The sequence below is a fragment of the Methanocalculus sp. MC3 genome (genome assembly GCF_054767395.1).
Genome location: NZ_BAABMP010000005.1, coordinates 472,855 through 489,490 on the forward strand (window position 1 = coordinate 472,855; position 16,636 = coordinate 489,490).

Annotated in this window: 19 protein-coding genes; 2 read left to right on the top strand and 17 right to left on the bottom strand. The window is 53.2% G+C overall.

Annotated features, from left to right (window positions below):
• Positions 1–38: 38 nt before the first annotated feature.
• A complete protein-coding gene (gene aspS, locus ACYUBO_RS11315) occupies positions 39–1,331 on the top strand; it encodes an aspartate--tRNA(Asn) ligase (RefSeq protein ID WP_460374610.1) in 1,293 nt (430 codons plus the stop codon).
• 3 nt (positions 1,332–1,334) lie between these two features.
• The gene (locus ACYUBO_RS11320) at positions 1,335–2,246 is read left to right on the top strand and encodes a methionine synthase (protein WP_460374611.1); all 912 of its coding nucleotides are present in this window, start codon (positions 1,335–1,337) and stop codon (positions 2,244–2,246) included.
• A gap of 220 nt (positions 2,247–2,466) precedes the next feature.
• Here the strand turns inward: ACYUBO_RS11320 and ACYUBO_RS11325 are convergent, their stop codons facing one another.
• From ACYUBO_RS11325 to ACYUBO_RS11405, 17 genes are all read right to left on the bottom strand, one after another.
• Positions 2,467–3,036: a DUF6155 family protein gene (locus ACYUBO_RS11325; RefSeq protein ID WP_460374613.1), complete on the bottom strand. Its 570-nt coding sequence runs from the start codon at positions 3,034–3,036 to the stop codon at positions 2,467–2,469.
• Positions 3,037–3,100: 64 nt separating this feature from the next.
• Positions 3,101–3,547, bottom strand: a complete 447-nt coding sequence (locus ACYUBO_RS11330) for a hypothetical protein (protein WP_460374615.1) — start codon at positions 3,545–3,547, stop codon at positions 3,101–3,103.
• 161 nt (positions 3,548–3,708) lie between these two features.
• Positions 3,709–4,035, bottom strand: a complete 327-nt coding sequence (locus tag ACYUBO_RS11335) for a type II toxin-antitoxin system VapC family toxin (RefSeq protein ID WP_460374617.1) — start codon at positions 4,033–4,035, stop codon at positions 3,709–3,711.
• Positions 4,036–4,087: 52 nt separating this feature from the next.
• Positions 4,088–4,327 (bottom strand): antitoxin VapB family protein, encoded by a 240-nt coding sequence (locus tag ACYUBO_RS11340; RefSeq protein ID WP_460374619.1) that lies wholly within the window; start codon positions 4,325–4,327, stop codon positions 4,088–4,090.
• 408 nt (positions 4,328–4,735) lie between these two features.
• On the bottom strand, positions 4,736–4,945 hold the full coding sequence (locus ACYUBO_RS11345) for a hypothetical protein (protein ID WP_460374621.1): 210 nt from the start codon (positions 4,943–4,945) through the stop codon (positions 4,736–4,738).
• The gene (locus ACYUBO_RS11350) at positions 4,920–5,189 is read right to left on the bottom strand and encodes a PIN domain-containing protein (protein ID WP_460374623.1); all 270 of its coding nucleotides are present in this window, start codon (positions 5,187–5,189) and stop codon (positions 4,920–4,922) included. The genes ACYUBO_RS11345 and ACYUBO_RS11350 overlap by 26 nt, the downstream gene beginning before the upstream one ends.
• Positions 5,190–5,214: 25 nt before the next feature.
• Complete coding sequence (locus ACYUBO_RS11355) at positions 5,215–6,258, bottom strand: RNA-guided endonuclease InsQ/TnpB family protein (protein ID WP_460374625.1); 1,044 nt, start codon at positions 6,256–6,258, stop codon at positions 5,215–5,217.
• Position 6,259: 1 nt separating this feature from the next.
• Positions 6,260–6,661 (bottom strand): IS200/IS605 family transposase, encoded by a 402-nt coding sequence (gene tnpA / locus ACYUBO_RS11360; protein ID WP_460374627.1) that lies wholly within the window; start codon positions 6,659–6,661, stop codon positions 6,260–6,262.
• 368 nt (positions 6,662–7,029) lie between these two features.
• Positions 7,030–7,593: an RAD55 family ATPase gene (locus tag ACYUBO_RS11365; protein ID WP_460374629.1), complete on the bottom strand. Its 564-nt coding sequence runs from the start codon at positions 7,591–7,593 to the stop codon at positions 7,030–7,032.
• A gap of 21 nt (positions 7,594–7,614) precedes the next feature.
• Positions 7,615–8,403: an energy-coupling factor transporter transmembrane component T family protein gene (locus ACYUBO_RS11370; protein ID WP_460374630.1), complete on the bottom strand. Its 789-nt coding sequence runs from the start codon at positions 8,401–8,403 to the stop codon at positions 7,615–7,617.
• Between the two features lie 3 nt (positions 8,404–8,406).
• Complete coding sequence (locus ACYUBO_RS11375) at positions 8,407–9,804, bottom strand: ABC transporter ATP-binding protein (protein WP_460374632.1); 1,398 nt, start codon at positions 9,802–9,804, stop codon at positions 8,407–8,409.
• A gap of 3 nt (positions 9,805–9,807) precedes the next feature.
• Complete coding sequence (locus ACYUBO_RS11380; protein WP_300329895.1) at positions 9,808–10,332, bottom strand: hypothetical protein; 525 nt, start codon at positions 10,330–10,332, stop codon at positions 9,808–9,810.
• Complete coding sequence (locus ACYUBO_RS11385; RefSeq protein ID WP_460374634.1) at positions 10,329–11,858, bottom strand: class I adenylate-forming enzyme family protein; 1,530 nt, start codon at positions 11,856–11,858, stop codon at positions 10,329–10,331. The genes ACYUBO_RS11380 and ACYUBO_RS11385 overlap by 4 nt, the downstream gene beginning before the upstream one ends.
• 70 nt (positions 11,859–11,928) lie before the next feature.
• Complete coding sequence (locus tag ACYUBO_RS11390) at positions 11,929–13,035, bottom strand: ATP-NAD kinase family protein (protein ID WP_460374636.1); 1,107 nt, start codon at positions 13,033–13,035, stop codon at positions 11,929–11,931.
• Positions 13,032–14,393 carry a TrpB-like pyridoxal phosphate-dependent enzyme gene (locus ACYUBO_RS11395; protein ID WP_460374789.1) on the bottom strand — a complete coding sequence of 454 codons (1,362 nt, stop codon included), beginning with the start codon at positions 14,391–14,393 and terminating at the stop codon, positions 13,032–13,034. Before ACYUBO_RS11395 ends, ACYUBO_RS11390 begins: the two co-directional genes overlap by 4 nt.
• Positions 14,394–14,469: 76 nt before the next feature.
• Complete coding sequence (locus ACYUBO_RS11400; RefSeq protein WP_460374638.1) at positions 14,470–15,942, bottom strand: RecQ family ATP-dependent DNA helicase; 1,473 nt, start codon at positions 15,940–15,942, stop codon at positions 14,470–14,472.
• Positions 15,939–16,604, bottom strand: a complete 666-nt coding sequence (locus ACYUBO_RS11405; protein ID WP_460374640.1) for an SdpI family protein — start codon at positions 16,602–16,604, stop codon at positions 15,939–15,941. Before ACYUBO_RS11405 ends, ACYUBO_RS11400 begins: the two co-directional genes overlap by 4 nt.
• Between the last annotated feature and the right edge of the window lie 32 nt (positions 16,605–16,636).

Sequence of the window (16,636 nt, forward strand, 5' to 3'; positions counted from 1 at the left end):
ACCTCTTCACCTTGCACGAAGTACCAGTACTGGATTTTATGCGCATACCAATACGAGACGTAACGCCCACACTTGAGCGTGCCACAATCGCCGGATGGGTTCATGAAGAGCGGGATCTTGGGGGCCTTGCCTTCTTCCTGATCCGGGATCGGACCGGGATCATGCAGGTGACGGTTCCAAAGAAGAAAGTTCCCGAAGAGGTATTAATTGCAATCAAAGAGGTATCACGGGAGTCTGTGGTCCGCGTCTCAGGGATCATCAAGGCAACCGAAAAGGCGCCCGGCGGCCGGGAACTTGTCCCCGAAAGTTTTGAGATCCTCGCAAAGGCGGCCTCCCCGCTCCCCCTTGATGTCGCCGAGAAGGTGCCTGCTGAGATCGATACCCGGCTCGATGCCCGTTTCCTCGATGTCAGGCGGCCGAGGATCGCTGCAATCTTCTCGATCAGATCCCGCGTGATGGAAGCAACCCACAGCTTCCTCTTCAGGGAGGAGTTCCTCCAGATCACTACCCCGAAAGTGGTGGCAGCTGCAACCGAAGGGGGCACCGAACTCTTCCCGATCGCATATTTTGAGAAGGAGGCGTTTTTGAGCCAGAGCCCGCAGCTCTACAAGCAGATGATGATGGCAGCTGGCTGCGAGAAGGTCTTTGAGATCGGCCCGATCTTCCGGGCTGAAGAGCATAACACCGTCCGGCACCTAAATGAGGCAACCTCGATCGATGTCGAGGTCTCCTTTGCCGACCATAATGATGTGATGGTGCTCCTTGAGAGGCTTATGCACGAGATCTACTCCTCGGTTGCAGAGAACTGCACTGCCGAGCTTGAACTCCTCGGAATCCCAAATCTCCAGGTGCCTGAGAAGTCGCTCCCCCGCCTCCCCTATGCAGAAGCAATCGAGATTGCGGCCAGAAAGATGGAAGAGCCGATCGCATACGGCGATGATCTCGGAACTGCGTCTGAGCGGGCGGTAGGCGAGGAGATGGGCACCCATTACTTCATCACCGAATGGCCGACCGCCATCCGGCCGTACTATGCGATGCCCTCTGCTGCCGATCCTTCGATATGCAATGCATTCGACCTGATGCACCCGAAGATGGAGCTCTCATCCGGTGCACAGCGGTGCCATGTCTATGACCAGCTGGTTGCGCAGATCAAGTCCAAGGGACTCTCCCCCGAAGGCTTCGAGTTCTATTTGAAGCCTTTCCAGTACGGGATGCCGCCGCATGCCGGCTGGGGGCTTGGTGCCGAGCGGCTCGTCATGACGATGTGCAATCTCCAGAATATCCGTGAAGCGGTCCTCTTCCCACGGGATCGCCACCGTGTCACCCCATAAGCCATGTCTTCGCCTGTCTTCGATCCCGGTATGATCCTCCCGACAACCGTTGTCGGAAGCTTCCCCGCAGTGAAAGGAACAGGACTCTCAGCAGTCCTCGACCCCTACAAGCATGCGGTTCGGTTTGCTGTTTCCGAGCAGATACGTGCCGGGATCGATATCATCTCCGACGGGCAGGTCCGGGAGGGGATGATCCAGGCATTCACGGGAAAGTTGCCCGGTATACGGGATGATTCCGTCATCTCGTCTGTGCAGGCAGCGCCAACCGGGATCACCGTCTCTGATACCCGGTATGCGCTTACGAAAACGAAGAGGGTGAAAGGCATCCTCACCGGCCCCTCGTCAATTGCCCATGCCCTCCGGATCCAGACGCCCGCATACCGGAACCGGGAGGAGCTTGTGATCGATATTGCGCATGCCCTTGCCGCAGAAGGACAGGCACTCGCAAAAGAAGGGGTCTGTATCATCCAGATCGATGAGCCGATCCTCTCAACAGGAGCTGCCGATATCGGAACAGGGGCAGAGGCGATTGGAATCATCGCAGAAAAGGTGGATCTCCCGGTCTGCCTCCATGTCTGCGGACCGCTTGCAGGGATCATCGATCACCTCCTCAGGCTGCCGATCGCGATCCTTGATATCGAGGCAGCGACCCAGCCTGAGAATCTTGAGATCTTCACTGGTAAAGACCTTAAAGGAAAGATGGTCGGCTGCGGGTGTGTCGCCTCCTCTGACCACGAGGTGGAGCCAGTTGAACTGATACAACAGAGGATCGAGCGGTGTGTCGATATATTCTCGCATGATACGATCCTGATCGACCCGGACTGCGGGCTTCGGATGCATACGCCGGAGGGTGCATTTGCCAAACTCTCCCGGATGTGCGAGGCTGTACAGCTGGTACGGAGAGAGTACCTGTAGGGCGGGGATGCTGATTTCATCACCTGAACACGTCAACACGGAGCCTGCAGAGATGAACGGGGATCAGAAGAGACGCAGGCTTGAAGAAGAGTTCAGGATCTGGAGAAGCCGCAGCAAAGATGCCTACGTCCCATTATCCAGGATAAAGGATTAATTCTCTCCCCTGTTCTCTGGTTTGTGCGAAAACATGCAGACATTTAATGATCCTTCATCAGATTGTTCAGTCCTCGAACAATGACAGTTCTCTCCCATTCCTATCACAAAAATCACACAGTAACTCAACCAGGGTGTCATAATAGCCCCACCCCATGCCTGATGCCATATCAACAATTTTTTCAAGTTGGGGTAGAAAATGATCGACTATACCATCAGGCTGTGAGTCAAGCTCTTCTGTAATCTTCTCAAACATTCTTTCAAGGCTGAGATAGAAGTTTTCCCACATATCACCATAGTCGACAGTGTACTTTGTGCCCATCTCAACATAATGGGCCATGAGTTCTAATTTCCCGACTATATCGTTTGTTGCCTTAAAATAACTGGATATAACCCTTTTTCCAGCAGAGAAATTCACACTCCTCCTCCCTGTTATGGGGGGATACAGTGCATCTGAGATTTTTTTACAGTAAGGCTCAAGAGACGCCTCTCCAGTTGGGTAACGGGAGTGGAGAAACGTTTTATTATCCTTATTCAGCCTGTAAAGATCACCTATTAATGTTATCAGTTCCTTCTTCTCTTTCTCTGAAAGAACGTTCTTTACATCGCTCCATGCCATTTTCTTCAGTTCTGTCATAGCCCGGTTTGATAATTACTGAATTCGTCCTGCTTTCAGACACGTCATTGATGATACTCTGGCGCTAAAAGCCCCATACTTCATCCATATCCTCAATATCTTCATCAAGGTATCTCTCCATAGTTGCAATCCATTCCGGCTTCTCCTCTTTTATTGTTTCTTTCAGTTCAGTGAACTCCTCTTTGGTAATCTCACCTTTCTCAAACATAAACTGATAGAACTTCTTAAGGCTCGAAGCATTCTCATTTATTGCTGAAATACCACTCCAGTGAACTTTTTTGATAAACCAGAATCCCAGATACATGCTAATCTCAGTGACACCATCCCGGGCATCCTGCTCTTCATAGTACAGCAGAAACACATTTATGTAAAAATCGACATTTTGGAGATGTTTTTCAATGGTTCTTGGAGTAAGCTCCTTTTTTGTAAGATACTCCCTGAATTCGGCAAGAAGGTTTTTGTTATATGATTTGATAGCATCATTTTCGCCTTCGAAATCTTCAGAGGACATAATAATGAAATCCCTGACTTATTCGGTACTATAAACATTCTTTATTCATACATATATGTCACTCTGTTCTCAAGTATTGGACTCAAAATCCGGCTCTTCGTGGATCCGTTTGGGTTTTTTGGATGCGAGCCATCATCAGGCTATCTGGTATATACAACCCGTTAGTATCTCCTGACCGTTAACCCCGGAATACCTTCAAAATGATGATCCCGCGTCACAATCTCACTATCATATCCAAGTGATATTGCGGCGATTAGCTCATCAAAATCTCCAACCGGGTTGCCTTCCTTCCTCAATCTTGCAGACAGAGCTCCAAAGATCCTATATATCTCGTCATTAATGTTCTCGGTAATGAGATGCTGTGTGATCGCCTCCACCTCTTCCAGGTTTTTTTCCGGGGATGATGATAGGTAAGCACCTCTATACAATTCGAGAATGGTGATCGATGTTGTTGCAGGAGTCAGACCTTCCTTCTCAATTGTTTCCAATACCCTGAGCGCCTCGGGTTTGTGTCGGATCAGATCAATGATTAATGAGGTATCAAGTACCGGCATCAAAGTCGACCTCTCGCATCCTGGCTTTTCTCATCTCACGGGAGGCCTTTTCAATCGAATCTGCAAGCTCCTGATTTGGACCAAGCTCTTTGAGTATTTCAGAGAGCTTTTTCCTGGGGGGAGTAAATTTGAGGATTACTTCTGAGAAACTCATTCCCGTCCCACCTTTCAATCTGGAGAGACGCTCATAGGCATCATCACTGATGCTTATTGTTTTAGTTCCCATATCTGTGTATGTGTATGTATGTGCATATAAAAACGACTCTTCACCAAAATTCTGATCTTCATGGTTTTCCTGAATTCTTAGGAGCGTGGGACTGATCCCGTTCGAGATCCCGATGCAACACCCGGATTCATCAGGAGTGATTGAACCTGGTGCGGTGCGGGTATCGGCGCGGCGGGAGGGGTTCTGATATTCATCACTATAGCCGCTCCAAGGTAACATGAGGCCAATCTCTGACTCGTTACCACCAATAATCGTAAAGCCTGAAGATGGAGTTACTGATATGAATGTAGAAAAATAGTACGTCCTTTACTTATGCATATTGGTCAAAAGTTGGCGATTTGAGCCTATCCTTATATTATTATCCACTTTATATATGTACGACCTTCAGAAATATGGAGAAGAACCATATTAGATGATTTTCTTCTTCTTGAGATCCCTGATCTCACGAGATATTTCATGAAGATCCATTTTCAACCATTTCTTCCGTTCTTTTGTATAGTCTCCCTCTCCCTGATCAAACATCATCAGGAACCTGATCATGTCAACAGGACCAAGGGTTCTCAGGAGCGCCTCCATACCCTCAGTATGAATTTCATGGAGAGTCTTCGTCCTCATCATTATTCACCTCCAACATCAGGTCAACTGGATTACATACCTGCACAGTAGTACATAATGGTTGCGACCTCTTGATTTTTTTTATGAGTGAGTTGTCAGTTGTCACAAGAATAGCATCGGCACGCTCAACACATGCGACATGCAAAGCATCCATTGCATCAATACCATGATCCATTATTTCACTGGCCCGATCTTCCAGACTATCATCCCATTCGATAATTTCACTCGCATATGTGACAATATCCATGACACACTCTGACATACTCCCACGGCTAAAGCACGTAGGGTTCTGACGTTGCTCGGCATTCTTCAAGCATTGCGTCGTGGGGTATCAGTGCTCCCATCGTGTACATCTCTTTCTGTACACGATCAACCATGCCTTTTTGATGGAGTGCAATGTTGAATGCTGCATTCACATCGGCATGATCAACGTGCCCGCAGACCGGACACTTAAACTCTTTTCCTCGCCGTTGACCTCTTCCATCACACCGAGAGCAATCTTGCGAGGTGTATGCTGGATCAATGTAGAGGACAGGAACGCCGAGCAGCTTGGCTTTGTATTCTACAAACAATTGTAGTTGATAGAACGACCAACTGTGCAGGGCGTATTTGAACGAACGGTGTTGTTTCCTCGTTTTGCGGATACCGTCCAGATCCTCAAATACGAGTGCTGCGTCTTGATCTTTTGCCATATCAACCAATTTTCGACTGATCTTATGGTTCAGATCCTTGACGATACGGGACTCACGATCTTTGTTCGCTTTCAGTTTGCGGAACTTTCCTTGTTTCTGAAGGCGTTTTCGGATCGCGGAGTATTTCCGGTGCGTGTGGAGTGCTTTCTTGCCAAGTTTCTCAATCTTCCCGGTATCGGGGTTCGCCGCTACCGCCACATGCCCTGTTGTGTTCCGATCAACCCCGATAAACTGTCTGGGCATCATCTCCGGTTCTTCCATGACGGTACAGGACACATATGCGTATTCGGCATCAATCTCGATCTGATTAATCTTCTCGAACTCTGGAAACTGGTAGTTAAGAGTCAATTTCAAAGGGACGACCCGGATTGTTCGAGTATCCCGATCCACTTTGATTGACTGCCCCGGTACAACCAGATTGACGTTCCGTACCCGTTTGATTGTCTTCTGGTTTCCGTACTTTTTGAGGATCTGGTTTGAGATGGCTGATTTTAACCCAATCCCCTTGACTGCAGCAGAGGAACGACATTTTGGATTTTTAACAGCAAACTCCGCTACAGCGAACGCTTTCGTTAATTCATCGCTGAGATCGCGGTTGTGTCGGAGTTTGTAGGTTAAGATCATGCTAATTCCGCTTCTGATCTTCGATGTATTTTTTCACGACATCTTCGGAGATGTGCCCGCACGATTCAACATAATAGCTGCGAGTCCACAATGACGGCAAACGAGTCCTCAACGGTTCGAATTCCTGTCGGAGTATCCTTGATGTATACCTTTTGAACTGCTGTACGATCCAGTGTGGACTTGCAGTAGGTTTTGTTTTGATAAATAAATGGAGGTGATCGGGCATTATCTCAATTGTTTCGATGACAACTCCGATCTCATCTGCCTTCTCCCTGAGAAGAACTTCTAACCTGTTAGATACCGGGGATTGGAGCACTTTACGTCTATATTTCGGGCACCATATGATATGGTATCCGATGTTGTATACCGTTGTATTCGAGTGCGTCCACCGTTCTTTTGCCATCTATATAATTATATGCGAGGACAATAGATATTGTTTGGGGTTCGGCATTGACGCATTCATCCCACGACTAAAGTTGTGGGCTTTCTGCTGCTATGATCGTAACCGCTTCTGATCCGGTATCTGAAGAACCTCATATGAAATTATGTCACTTGATATGAGATTCCAATCACTCCTGCACCGGTTAAGAATTGCAATTACTGCTTCCATCTCCATATTTATTCTGGGATGGTTCCGTGAATCAAACGGCCTGCATAAACAACATACATCAAGATATAGTCTCACAGAAGCCTCTCGTTCATTTTAACCTATGATCTATTAAGTGATTACTGTAGTGAAAGAATGAAAGCAGAAACAAGTGCTTTCAGATTTTACACCACTCTTGACGTCGTCGAGAGCTCGATACCGTCCCCGGTGATCACAAAGGGAACCGTCCGGTCAGGGATCCGCATGCCCCGGTACTTCATGATCTGGAGCCTGCGTTCGATCTGGGACTGGTGGATCTCGGCTGTCAGCCTGATGACAATATCCGCATGCCTGAAGATGAGTGCCTCTTCATAGGGGGTATGGATGCCTTCATACATCGTGCAGAGGAGGCAACCGCCATCCTTCCTGAAGGCAGCGGTTGCGGTCGTGAGGAGCCGGAGTGCCTGGGCAATACCCCGGTCAAGGATGAGGGTCGAGAAAGAATCGACAACCGCGGCATCCCCCCGGATATCATGGGCGAGATCCTCAATAGAGAGGCCGGCTGCGGGGATCATCCCATCCCTCATCTCTTCATCAAGGATGAGGTACACCCCGGCATTGGCTCTCGCAAACTGGGCCGCGAGGGCATCCATCCCGGAGAGGGGGGATCCGACCATGATGATCCGGCTCCCTGCCAGGTAACCGCCGCCGATAACCGGATCAAGTCCGGGAACACCGCTTGCTCTCAAATTACCAATTCCTCCATTCTATTATAGTCCGATGATCTGGATCGCCGCCACGCCTGCCGCAAGTACAAGAGCGGCAGAGAGGACGAGCCCGTCAAGGGCGCCGACCGATATTGCTCCGGTCTCGGCTTTCCCACGGCGGTATCCACGCATATCGATGGTCAGCCCGAGGGTATCAGCCTTTCCAAGAGAATTTAAGATGAGGGGAAGGATCACCGGCTTCAGCCCCCGGACTTTTCCCATCAGCCCGTCGCCGGGTGCATACCCGCGGGCAAGCTGCGCCTCGCTGATCCGGATACCTTCCCTCTGGAGGGTCGGGATGAACCTAAGCGCTATCAGAAACATCAGGGTATAGTCGATCGGCATCTTCAGCTGCCGGAGCGTGGTGACGAGCTCTGCTGGTTTTGTAGAGACGACGAGGAGCTGGAATGCAAAAAGCATCACCGCAAACCGAAGCGAGAGGATGGTTCCAAAGAGGAGGGCTCCGGCAGTCACCGGCAGGGCGCCTCCGATGATCGGTACTGCTGCCGGAATAAGCGGGAAGAGCACCTCGCCCGCAGGCATCGTCAGCACCGTGAAGAGGACGAGCATCACGCCGAGGACGAGGAGTAACGGAATCTGTTCAGTGAGACCCCGCCCAAGCCCCCCTGCCCATGCGGCCAGGAAGACCACAACGAGAAGGAATCCAAGCAGCAGGAGGTCGCTTGTCATGACGGCGAGGATGACGAGTATCACCGTGAAGAGGAGTTTTGTGATCGGATGTATCCGGTGGAATATCCCGTTTCCGGGTATATACTGCATAATTTCCTGCATCTTTTATCCCTCCGTTGCTGCGATGAATTTCCCGTTGCTCATCTTCAGTACCCGATCTGCAAATGCCGTTGCAAGCCCTGGATTATGCGTAATCATCACAATCCCGTGCCCCTCATCAGAGAGCCGCATCAGAATTTCCATGATCTGGAGTGATTCTGCAAGATCCAGTCCCGTTGTCGGCTCGTCAAGGACAAAGACCTCCTGTCCCATCGCAACGACGCAGGCGAGGGCAAGCCGCTGCCGCTCACCCCGCGAGAGGTGGCGGGGATTGGTCTCCTCTTTTCCGGTGAGGCCGACCTCTTCCAGCACCTCCCCGATGGAGTTTGGGTCTTTCCCGATATTCTTCATCCCAAATGCGATCTCCTTTCTGACGGTATCTTCAAAGAGCATCGTATCGGGGTTCTGGAAGACGAGGCCGGTGTGCCGGGAGAGGACCGAAATGGAGTGGCCGTTGCAGGGTGTCCCGGCTATGGTGAGGGTTCCTTCAGTCGGTTTCAACAGGCCATTGAAATGCTTCACGAGGGTGGTCTTACCTGACCCGTTCTCCCCCACGATTGCGATGATCTCGCCTTTATGGAGCGTGAAGTCAACACCGTCGACTGCACGGAGATCACCATAGCAGTGGACAAGCCCTTCTGCTTCGATGAGGGGTGCACCACCTGCCTTCCGGGGCCGTTTGGTGATCGGGGGAAGAGCATCCCGGATGATCCGGGAGACTTCTTCCGGGGTGCCTGATGCGGTAATCGTCCCATCCTCCACCAGCACGCAGGTATCTGCATATGCTGCCGCCTCATCGATCATATGCTCGACAAGGACAATCGTCTTCCCATCATCTGCAAGCTTCCGCAGGATGGAGAAGATCAGGGTGCGTGCCTCCTCATCCAGCTCAGAGGTCGCCTCGTCAAGGATGAGGAACTGTGTTCCGAGGGCAAGGGTTGCGGCAAGCGCCGCCTTCTGCTTCTGCCCTCCCGAGAGGGTATAGGGGGCACGATCTGCGAGATGGGAGATCTCCAGGAGATCGAGGATCCTGATGAGTTCGGATTCTGCCTCCTGTTTTGAGAGGCCGCTGTTCTCAAGGCTCGTCATCACCTCTTCCCCGACGGTGGTGAAGATCAGCTGTGCGTCGGCATCATCAAAGACCATCGAGATGGTATGGGAGAGCTCTTCGATCCCATCATATTCCATCATATCCCGTCCGGCAATCGCAATCGATCCGACGGAGGTGCCGGTATAGATATGGGAGAGGATACCCGACATTGCCCGGCAAAGGGTGGTCTTGCCCGCACCCGAGGGGCCGGTGACAAGCGTCATCGAACCCTCCGGAAGGGAGAGGGAGATATCCCGGAGTACCGGGTGTTCCCTGTTCCGGTAGGTGTAGCTGAAGTGATCGATCCTGATCATCAGTTACCTCTCTAGAACCCGTGAGGCGGCGGGGTAGAGCATCGAGACGATGATCCCGTTCACTATTGCGGTGATGACGACGATCGGGACGACTGCCATCACAAAGCCGGTGAGGGTCACTGCCTGTGCGAGCATTCCCGGTGCTGCGAGGAGCAGGATGACGACGACTCCGACAAAGGAGAAGCCTGAGGCGAGTGTCGTAACGAGGGCGGTTATCCCGGGTGCTGCCAGCTTCATCCTGTCTTTCAGCGCCATGAAGACCAGTATACAGACGACTGCGCCTATCGGCTCGGATATAAGGTTTGCGGGCGGGAAGATCGAATGGCTGATCAGTGCCGATATCAGGCCGGCGATGACGCCTATCCCAAGAGCTTCACTGATCTTTGGGACGACCAGGATGATCGCAAGCGAGTAAAACGCGATCACAAGGTTCGCGACGATCGGGCCCGGTATGACGAGCGACATGTACCGTACAATGGCTCCTGCTGCAAGCAGGATACCGACAAGTGCTATATCTCTTGATTTCATGATAATCTCTCTCTGGTATATTCTTCTCTGAGCGTTTTCCGCATCAGTTTCCAGCCATTCATCCTTGGAAGGGAATCGGTGATGATCACTTCCCTCGGCACCTTGTATCCTGCAAGATGGGAACGGCAGTATTCGGTGATCAGTTCTCCCGTGATCGTTTTCCCCTCCTTTGGGACGACTGCTGCTACCGGGATCTCGCCCCTTCGTGGATCCGGGACCCCGAAGATGGCGGCATCGGCAACGGCGGGGTGGCGGAGGAGGATATCCTCGACCTCGGTCGGGTAGATCTTCCAGCCCGACATGATGATCATATCCTTTTTGCGATCCGTTATGGAGAGTCGGCCCTCTGTATCGATGAACCCGATGTCGCCGGTCAAAAACCAGCCTGATCTGAGGAAGGCCTCTTCGGTCTCCTCTTCCATCCCATAGTACCCAAGGGCGACTGCGGGGCCACGGAGGGCAACTTCCCCCTCTTCTCCAACAGGGAGGATCTTTTCGGGATCATCGGAATCGACGATTCTGACCTCCGAGTACCCGACCGGATGGCCGACCGAGAGGAACCGGTCTGCAAACGGATAGTCTGCTGCCCGTATCGCGGTGCCGGTCCCGATCACGATCGTCTCCGAGAGGCCGTATGCATTGATGATCGGGATATCGAACCGCTCATGGAACGGCTTCCAGACCTCGGGATGGAGGGGGCCGCCGCCTGAGATGATCTCCCTGACAGAGAGAAGCCGCTCTTCTGTTCCGGGTGGCGAGGTGAGGAGGGAGTGGATCACCGGCGGCATCCCTGCCAGGACGGTGACCCGGTATTCTTCTGTCAGCGTGAGGTAGGCTTCGAGCTCGAAGCGTTCCATCACAACAAAGGCGGCTCCCGCCTTCAGTGCTGCTATTCCCCATGATATGCCGACATGGCCCATCGGGTAGATGCCGAGATAGACATCATCCGGTGTGAGGGCGAGCGCCTCTGCCTCGGCATCGAGGGCCGCCATCCATCCGCCATGGGTGAGCATCGCTCCCTTCGGCCTTCCGGTGGTACCGGAGGTATACTGGATCTGGCAGAGATCGGTGGGCGAGCAGTTCACGGGGGGGAATACTGGTACTGCCTCCCGCAGCACGGGCCAGGGAACCGTGCCCTCAGGTGCATCGCGAGTTGATATGATGGTGATGCCGGGGATGGTTTCTGCCACCTTCACCCCTTCCGGATCGGTGATGAGAAGACGTGCACCGGAGTTTGCCACCGCATAGGCAAGCTCATCCCTGGTATAGACCCGGCCGGTCGGGACAGCGACTGCCCCGATCCGCCATGCCGCAGAGTACCCGATCAGGTACTCGGCGGAGCTCTCCAGGTAGATGACGATCCGGTCCCCCTTCAAAACACCAAGCGAGGTGAAGAGCGAGGCGAGAGAAGAGGTGGCATCCAGGAGATCCCGCATTGAATAGGACTCGCCCCGTGTGGGGACGATCAGGGCGGGTTTATCGGATCGGGCCGCCCCGATGTCAAGAAATGCGGTGATGTTTGGCACGTTAAATTCTCCATTATTGTAGTATAATGTATATATTTGTACAATTTGGGTATAAAAGAGCCGGTTCTGATCAGGCTGATCGGTGGAGTTTTCTCCGTTCCGCAAGCCCGAACCCGCAGATCACGCGGATCGAATCGGGAAACGATGCATCAAGATTCCGATCCCCTGAATCGATATGGAGCCTGGGCGTTGCCCTCAGCTTGCCGGGTGTTGCGACGACGATGAGGTTCTTATCTCCTATGATCCCGAGGATCTCAGGCGTGATCACCTGGGTGCCCCTCCCGATGATGAAGCCCTGGGAGCCGATCGGGCTGATGATGAGGCGGGTTTCCGGGTTCTCCCGAAGAAATGCAAGCAGTGAGTTCGCATTCCCGTCACGGAGGACGAGTTTTCCGGCAGAATAGGCATCGAAGCCGAGGAGGGTGCATTCCAGATCCATCGCATCTGCAATCGCCTCTGTCGTCGAGCCGGGGCCGAGGATGAAGGGGCGGGGGGAGGCGAGGACGCCTGCCATGAAGTTAGCAATCTCCTGCCGATCCTCATCTTCGTTTTCGGTTGTGAAGACCGTCTCTTTTGCGTTCTGGACATAGCCTGTCCGGTACGGTGTCCGTGCGATCCCATAGAGCCGGGTGCTGAGGCGGCCGTCCCGGTATGCCTCCTCATCGACATCCAGTACCTCGGCATCACGGAGCGGGAGGGAACCGGCATCACGGATCAGTGCGGCGGCTGCAACCGGATCGTTTGCAAAGACGCCAGAGTACATCTTCACCCCCGCCGGTATCCCGAGGATCGGGATCGTTCTTCCGACAGCCCCGAGGATATCGCGTGCGGTGCCGTCACCGCCTGCAAAGACGATTATGTCTGCTCCTGCTTCTTTGAATGCAGCTGCTGCACGGCGCGTATCCTCTGCCGTGGTCGGGTCACCGGATTCGTGGAGGACGGTAAACGCTTTGATCCCGCATTCCCTGAGTGCATCCTCGCCCATTGCACCGGAGGCGGTGAGGAAGGAGAGTGTGTCATTTTTGAGCAGGGAAAGGGTCTCCTTTGTCCGGATGGTGGAACGGGGGGTTGCCCCCCGTGCACGTGCCTCTCCCGAGAGGCCGTCGGTTCCTTTCAGCCCGACGGTCCCCCCCATCCCTGCGATCGGATTGATCAGAAGCCCGATTGTCGTTGTCATCCTCTCTGTTTCGGGAGGTTTGCAAGCGATTCCCTGATCAGGTCGTCGGGGCAGTCGTAATCGATGATATCACCTGCAAGGTAGGCATCATATGCAGTCATATCGAAGTGGCCGTGGCCCGAGTTGCAGAAGAGGATCGTCTTCTCTTCCCCTGTCTTCCTGCACTCAAGGGCGACATCGATTGCGCCTTTCACCGCATGGGCTGCCTCGGGGGCGATGATGATCCCTTCTGTCCGTGCAAAGGTGATGGCCGCTTCAAAGACCTCGTTCTGGAGATAGGATCGCGGCGTGATGATCCCGTCATGGACGAGGCGGGAGACGATCGGGGAGTCGCCATGGTACCGGAGCCCTCCTGCATGGAGTGCCGGAGGTATGAAATCATGGCCGAGGGTGTACATCTTCAGCATCGGGGTGAGCCCTGCGACATCGCCGTAATCGTACTCAAAGAGCCCCCGTGTCAGTGTCGGGCATGCAGCCGGCTCGACACCGATGATCTCGGTATCTTTTGCCTTTCCTGTGAGGATATCGCCTGCGAAGGGGAAGCTGATCCCGGCGAAGTTTGATCCGCCGCCGACACTCCCGATGACGACATCCGGGTACAGCTCTTCCATCGCAAGCTGTTCGCGTGCTTCGAGCCCCATGATCGTCTGGTGGAGGCAGACATGGTTTAAGACAGACCCAAGCGAGTAGTGGGTGTTTGCATGGGTGGCTGCGTCTTCGACTGCTTCTGAGATGGCGATCCCAAGCGATCCCGAGGTATTTGGATCTTTTTCAAGGATTGCCCGGCCTGATGCGGTTTTCGGGCTAGGGCTTGGGATGCATTCTGCGCCCCAGACCTCCATCATTGATTTCCGGTAGGGCTTATGGTAGTAGCTCGAACTGACCATGTACACTGTGCATTCGAGATCAAAGAGGCTCGTTGCGAAGGCTAAAGCGGAACCCCACTGCCCGGCGCCGGTCTCTGTGGCGATCCGCTCGATCCCTTCCTTCATATTGTAGTATGCCTGGGGAACAGCGGTGTTTGGCTTATGGCTGCCTGCGGGGCTGACACCTTCCCACTTGTAGTAGATCTTTGCAGGTGTCTTTAAGAACTTCTCAAGCCGGTGAGCCCGGATTAAGGGGGACGGCCTCCAGATCTGGAGGATCTCCCTGATCTCTTCCGGGATTGGGATATTCTTCTGCTGGCTCATCTCCTGGCCGATCAGCTCCATCGGGAAGATGGGGGCAAAGTCTTCAGGGCCTGCCGGCTTTCCGGTTCCCGGGTGAAGCGGCGGGTCAAGGGGTGAGGGGAGATCCGCCTGGATATTGTACCAGGTCTTTGGGAGGCTCTCCTCATCAAGGTAGATCTTGGTCTGCATCATATTCCTCCAATTACACACATCATTGTTCTGTAATGTATGAATATGTACATCAGAGTAATAAAAGTATCTCTGATCAGCCCAGTCTCTTCTTCTTCAGTTGTGTCTTTACCCGCATGTTTTTAGAGAGCATGAGCTTTTTATCCCGGATGAGGGCGTGAATTGCATTTTTCACCTCATCACCGGTCCATTCGGTAGCGATACCAAACGCCGGAAGAGAGGCATGGGCAGCTGTTTTTGACGACCCGGTGAGAATGGCTGCGGCGGTATCAATCCCAAAACGGCCGGATATGGATTCAATGCCTTTTGTTATTCGATCTTCAAGGCTCATGGTTGCAGATCTGCAGATATCGCAGTTTCCACAGCTCATCGCCGGATACTCTTCGCCAAAGACGTCGAGGAGGCTCCGGCGGCGGCATCCGGCGCTCTCGCACCATGCCTGCATGGTGCTGAGTTTGTTGATTCTAATCGAGAGATCGGTGTGGCTTGTGTACTCCTTATCTATCAGTTTTTTTGAGATGGCGAAGTCCTGTTTTGAGTAGAAGAGGAGGGATTCTGCGGGTTTTCCGTCTCTTCCTGCACGCCCGCTCTCCTGGTAGAAGGACTCGATATCCTTTGGAGGATGGAAATGGACGACGAACCGGACATCAGGCTTGTCGATCCCCATCCCGAAGGCGACAGTTGCGCAGATGATGTCTGTCCTGCCTTTGAGGAAAGAGTCCTGGGTACGGGAGCGATCATTTCCGGAGAGTCCTGCATGGTAGGCGAGTGCCCGGATATCGCGTCTCCTGAGTTCGTGTGCGATCTCATCTGCTGCTTTTCTGGAACGGCAGTAGACGATCCCGGCTTTTTTGTAGTGCCGGGAGATGAGGAGTGCAAGGAGGCGGATACGTTCGGACTCTCGCTTCTCATTGATTGCCGTGTAGGCGATATTCTCCCGATCAAAGCCGCCGACATACCTTTTGGGAGATCTGAGATGCAGCTGGGTGATGATATCATCCCGCACCTCTTCGGTTGCGGTTGCGGTGAGGGCGATGATCGGGGTTTTTGGGAAGAGATCGCGGATGAGGGAGAGGGAACGGTAATCTTTCCTGAACTGGTGGCCCCACTGGGAGATGCAGTGCGCCTCGTCGATTGCAAAGAGCTTCGGGTTGATTCTCCGGAGGAGGTCCTGGAATGCCGGCAGGGCGAGGCGCTCGGGTGAGACATAGAGGATCGTGATCGATCCGTCTGTCAGTTCGGCTTCGACCGCCTTTCTCTGGTCATAGGTCTGGTTCGAGGTGAGGAGTGCCGCACTGATTCCCTGCCGGTTCATATCATCGACCTGATCTTTCATCAGGGCTATAAGTGGGGAGACGACGACGGTGGTGCCGCCGAGAAGGACGGCTGGGAGCTGATAGCAGATGGATTTGCCGCCGCCGGTTGCCATGACGGCGAGGACGTCCCTGCCTGCAAGGAGATCTTCGACGATCCTCTCCTGGTTGGGCCGGAATGTGGTGTGGCCAAAGAATGCTTCAAGGGTCTTCTGGCAGGAAGTCTCTGCCTTCATGGCATCTCCCTGAGGTTTTTGTACTCGATATAGCTGACGAGTACACACCAGAGGAGAGCGATGATGGCGGGGGCAAGAACAAAGAGGAAGATAGAATCGGGATAGAATACGCCAAAGAGGGTGAGTCCTGCGGCGATACGGAAGATATTTGCGCTCCTCTGGTGTGTCCGTACCCAGACCTCGTCGCTCCTCATCGTCCAGGGGGTCCGAATCCCCATCATTTTATTCCTTTTCATGATCCGGGGGAGGATGATCGATATACCGAGATAGAAGAGGGCGAAGAGGACCGGGAAGAAGAACGCCGGGTCTATTGCAGAGCCGAGGATGGTGAGGCTCTGGAAGATCTGGACTGCAAAGAGGAGGGCGAGAATGAGGACGATGAACCAGCCGGTTGCCCGCCGTGTCTTTGTGTCGCCTGAACCGAGGTACCTGAGCATGGCTCCGAAGATGAGGGCGGTTGCGAGGAGGATTGCCGGGATGATTGCGAGCCCAAATGCCTTATCTGACCATGCGTCAGGCTCGCCCCCGATATTCCAGTGGGTTGGGATCTGGTCCGGTGCTGCCGGATAGATGAGGACTACTATGAGGAGTGATGCGGCGATGAGTGCGAGGATGGCGATCCGGTACGTCTCCATGATGATATCATTGTATTGATCGCACACCTTCAAAAGAGATGCTGTCTCTTTTGAGCCGA

Coding starts and splice junctions, on each gene's coding strand:
- ACYUBO_RS11345 (WP_460374621.1), bottom strand. CDS start 4,945: ATGATGAGGACGAAGACTCTCCATGAAATTCATACTGAGGGTATGGAG.
- ACYUBO_RS11320 (WP_460374611.1), top strand. CDS start 1,335: ATGTCTTCGCCTGTCTTCGATCCCGGTATGATCCTCCCGACAACCGTT.
- ACYUBO_RS11355 (WP_460374625.1), bottom strand. CDS start 6,258: ATGATCTTAACCTACAAACTCCGACACAACCGCGATCTCAGCGATGAA.
- ACYUBO_RS11325 (WP_460374613.1), bottom strand. CDS start 3,036: ATGACAGAACTGAAGAAAATGGCATGGAGCGATGTAAAGAACGTTCTT.
- ACYUBO_RS11370 (WP_460374630.1), bottom strand. CDS start 8,403: ATGCAGGAAATTATGCAGTATATACCCGGAAACGGGATATTCCACCGG.
- ACYUBO_RS11350 (WP_460374623.1), bottom strand. CDS start 5,189: ATGGATATTGTCACATATGCGAGTGAAATTATCGAATGGGATGATAGT.
- tnpA (WP_460374627.1), bottom strand. CDS start 6,661: ATGGCAAAAGAACGGTGGACGCACTCGAATACAACGGTATACAACATC.
- ACYUBO_RS11395 (WP_460374789.1), bottom strand. CDS start 14,393: ATGCAGACCAAGATCTACCTTGATGAGGAGAGCCTCCCAAAGACCTGG.
- ACYUBO_RS11400 (WP_460374638.1), bottom strand. CDS start 15,942: ATGAAGGCAGAGACTTCCTGCCAGAAGACCCTTGAAGCATTCTTTGGC.
- ACYUBO_RS11380 (WP_300329895.1), bottom strand. CDS start 10,332: ATGAAATCAAGAGATATAGCACTTGTCGGTATCCTGCTTGCAGCAGGA.
- ACYUBO_RS11330 (WP_460374615.1), bottom strand. CDS start 3,547: ATGTCCTCTGAAGATTTCGAAGGCGAAAATGATGCTATCAAATCATAT.
- aspS (WP_460374610.1), top strand. CDS start 39: ATGCGCATACCAATACGAGACGTAACGCCCACACTTGAGCGTGCCACA.
- ACYUBO_RS11375 (WP_460374632.1), bottom strand. CDS start 9,804: ATGATCAGGATCGATCACTTCAGCTACACCTACCGGAACAGGGAACAC.
- ACYUBO_RS11340 (WP_460374619.1), bottom strand. CDS start 4,327: ATGGGAACTAAAACAATAAGCATCAGTGATGATGCCTATGAGCGTCTC.
- ACYUBO_RS11390 (WP_460374636.1), bottom strand. CDS start 13,035: ATGACAACGACAATCGGGCTTCTGATCAATCCGATCGCAGGGATGGGG.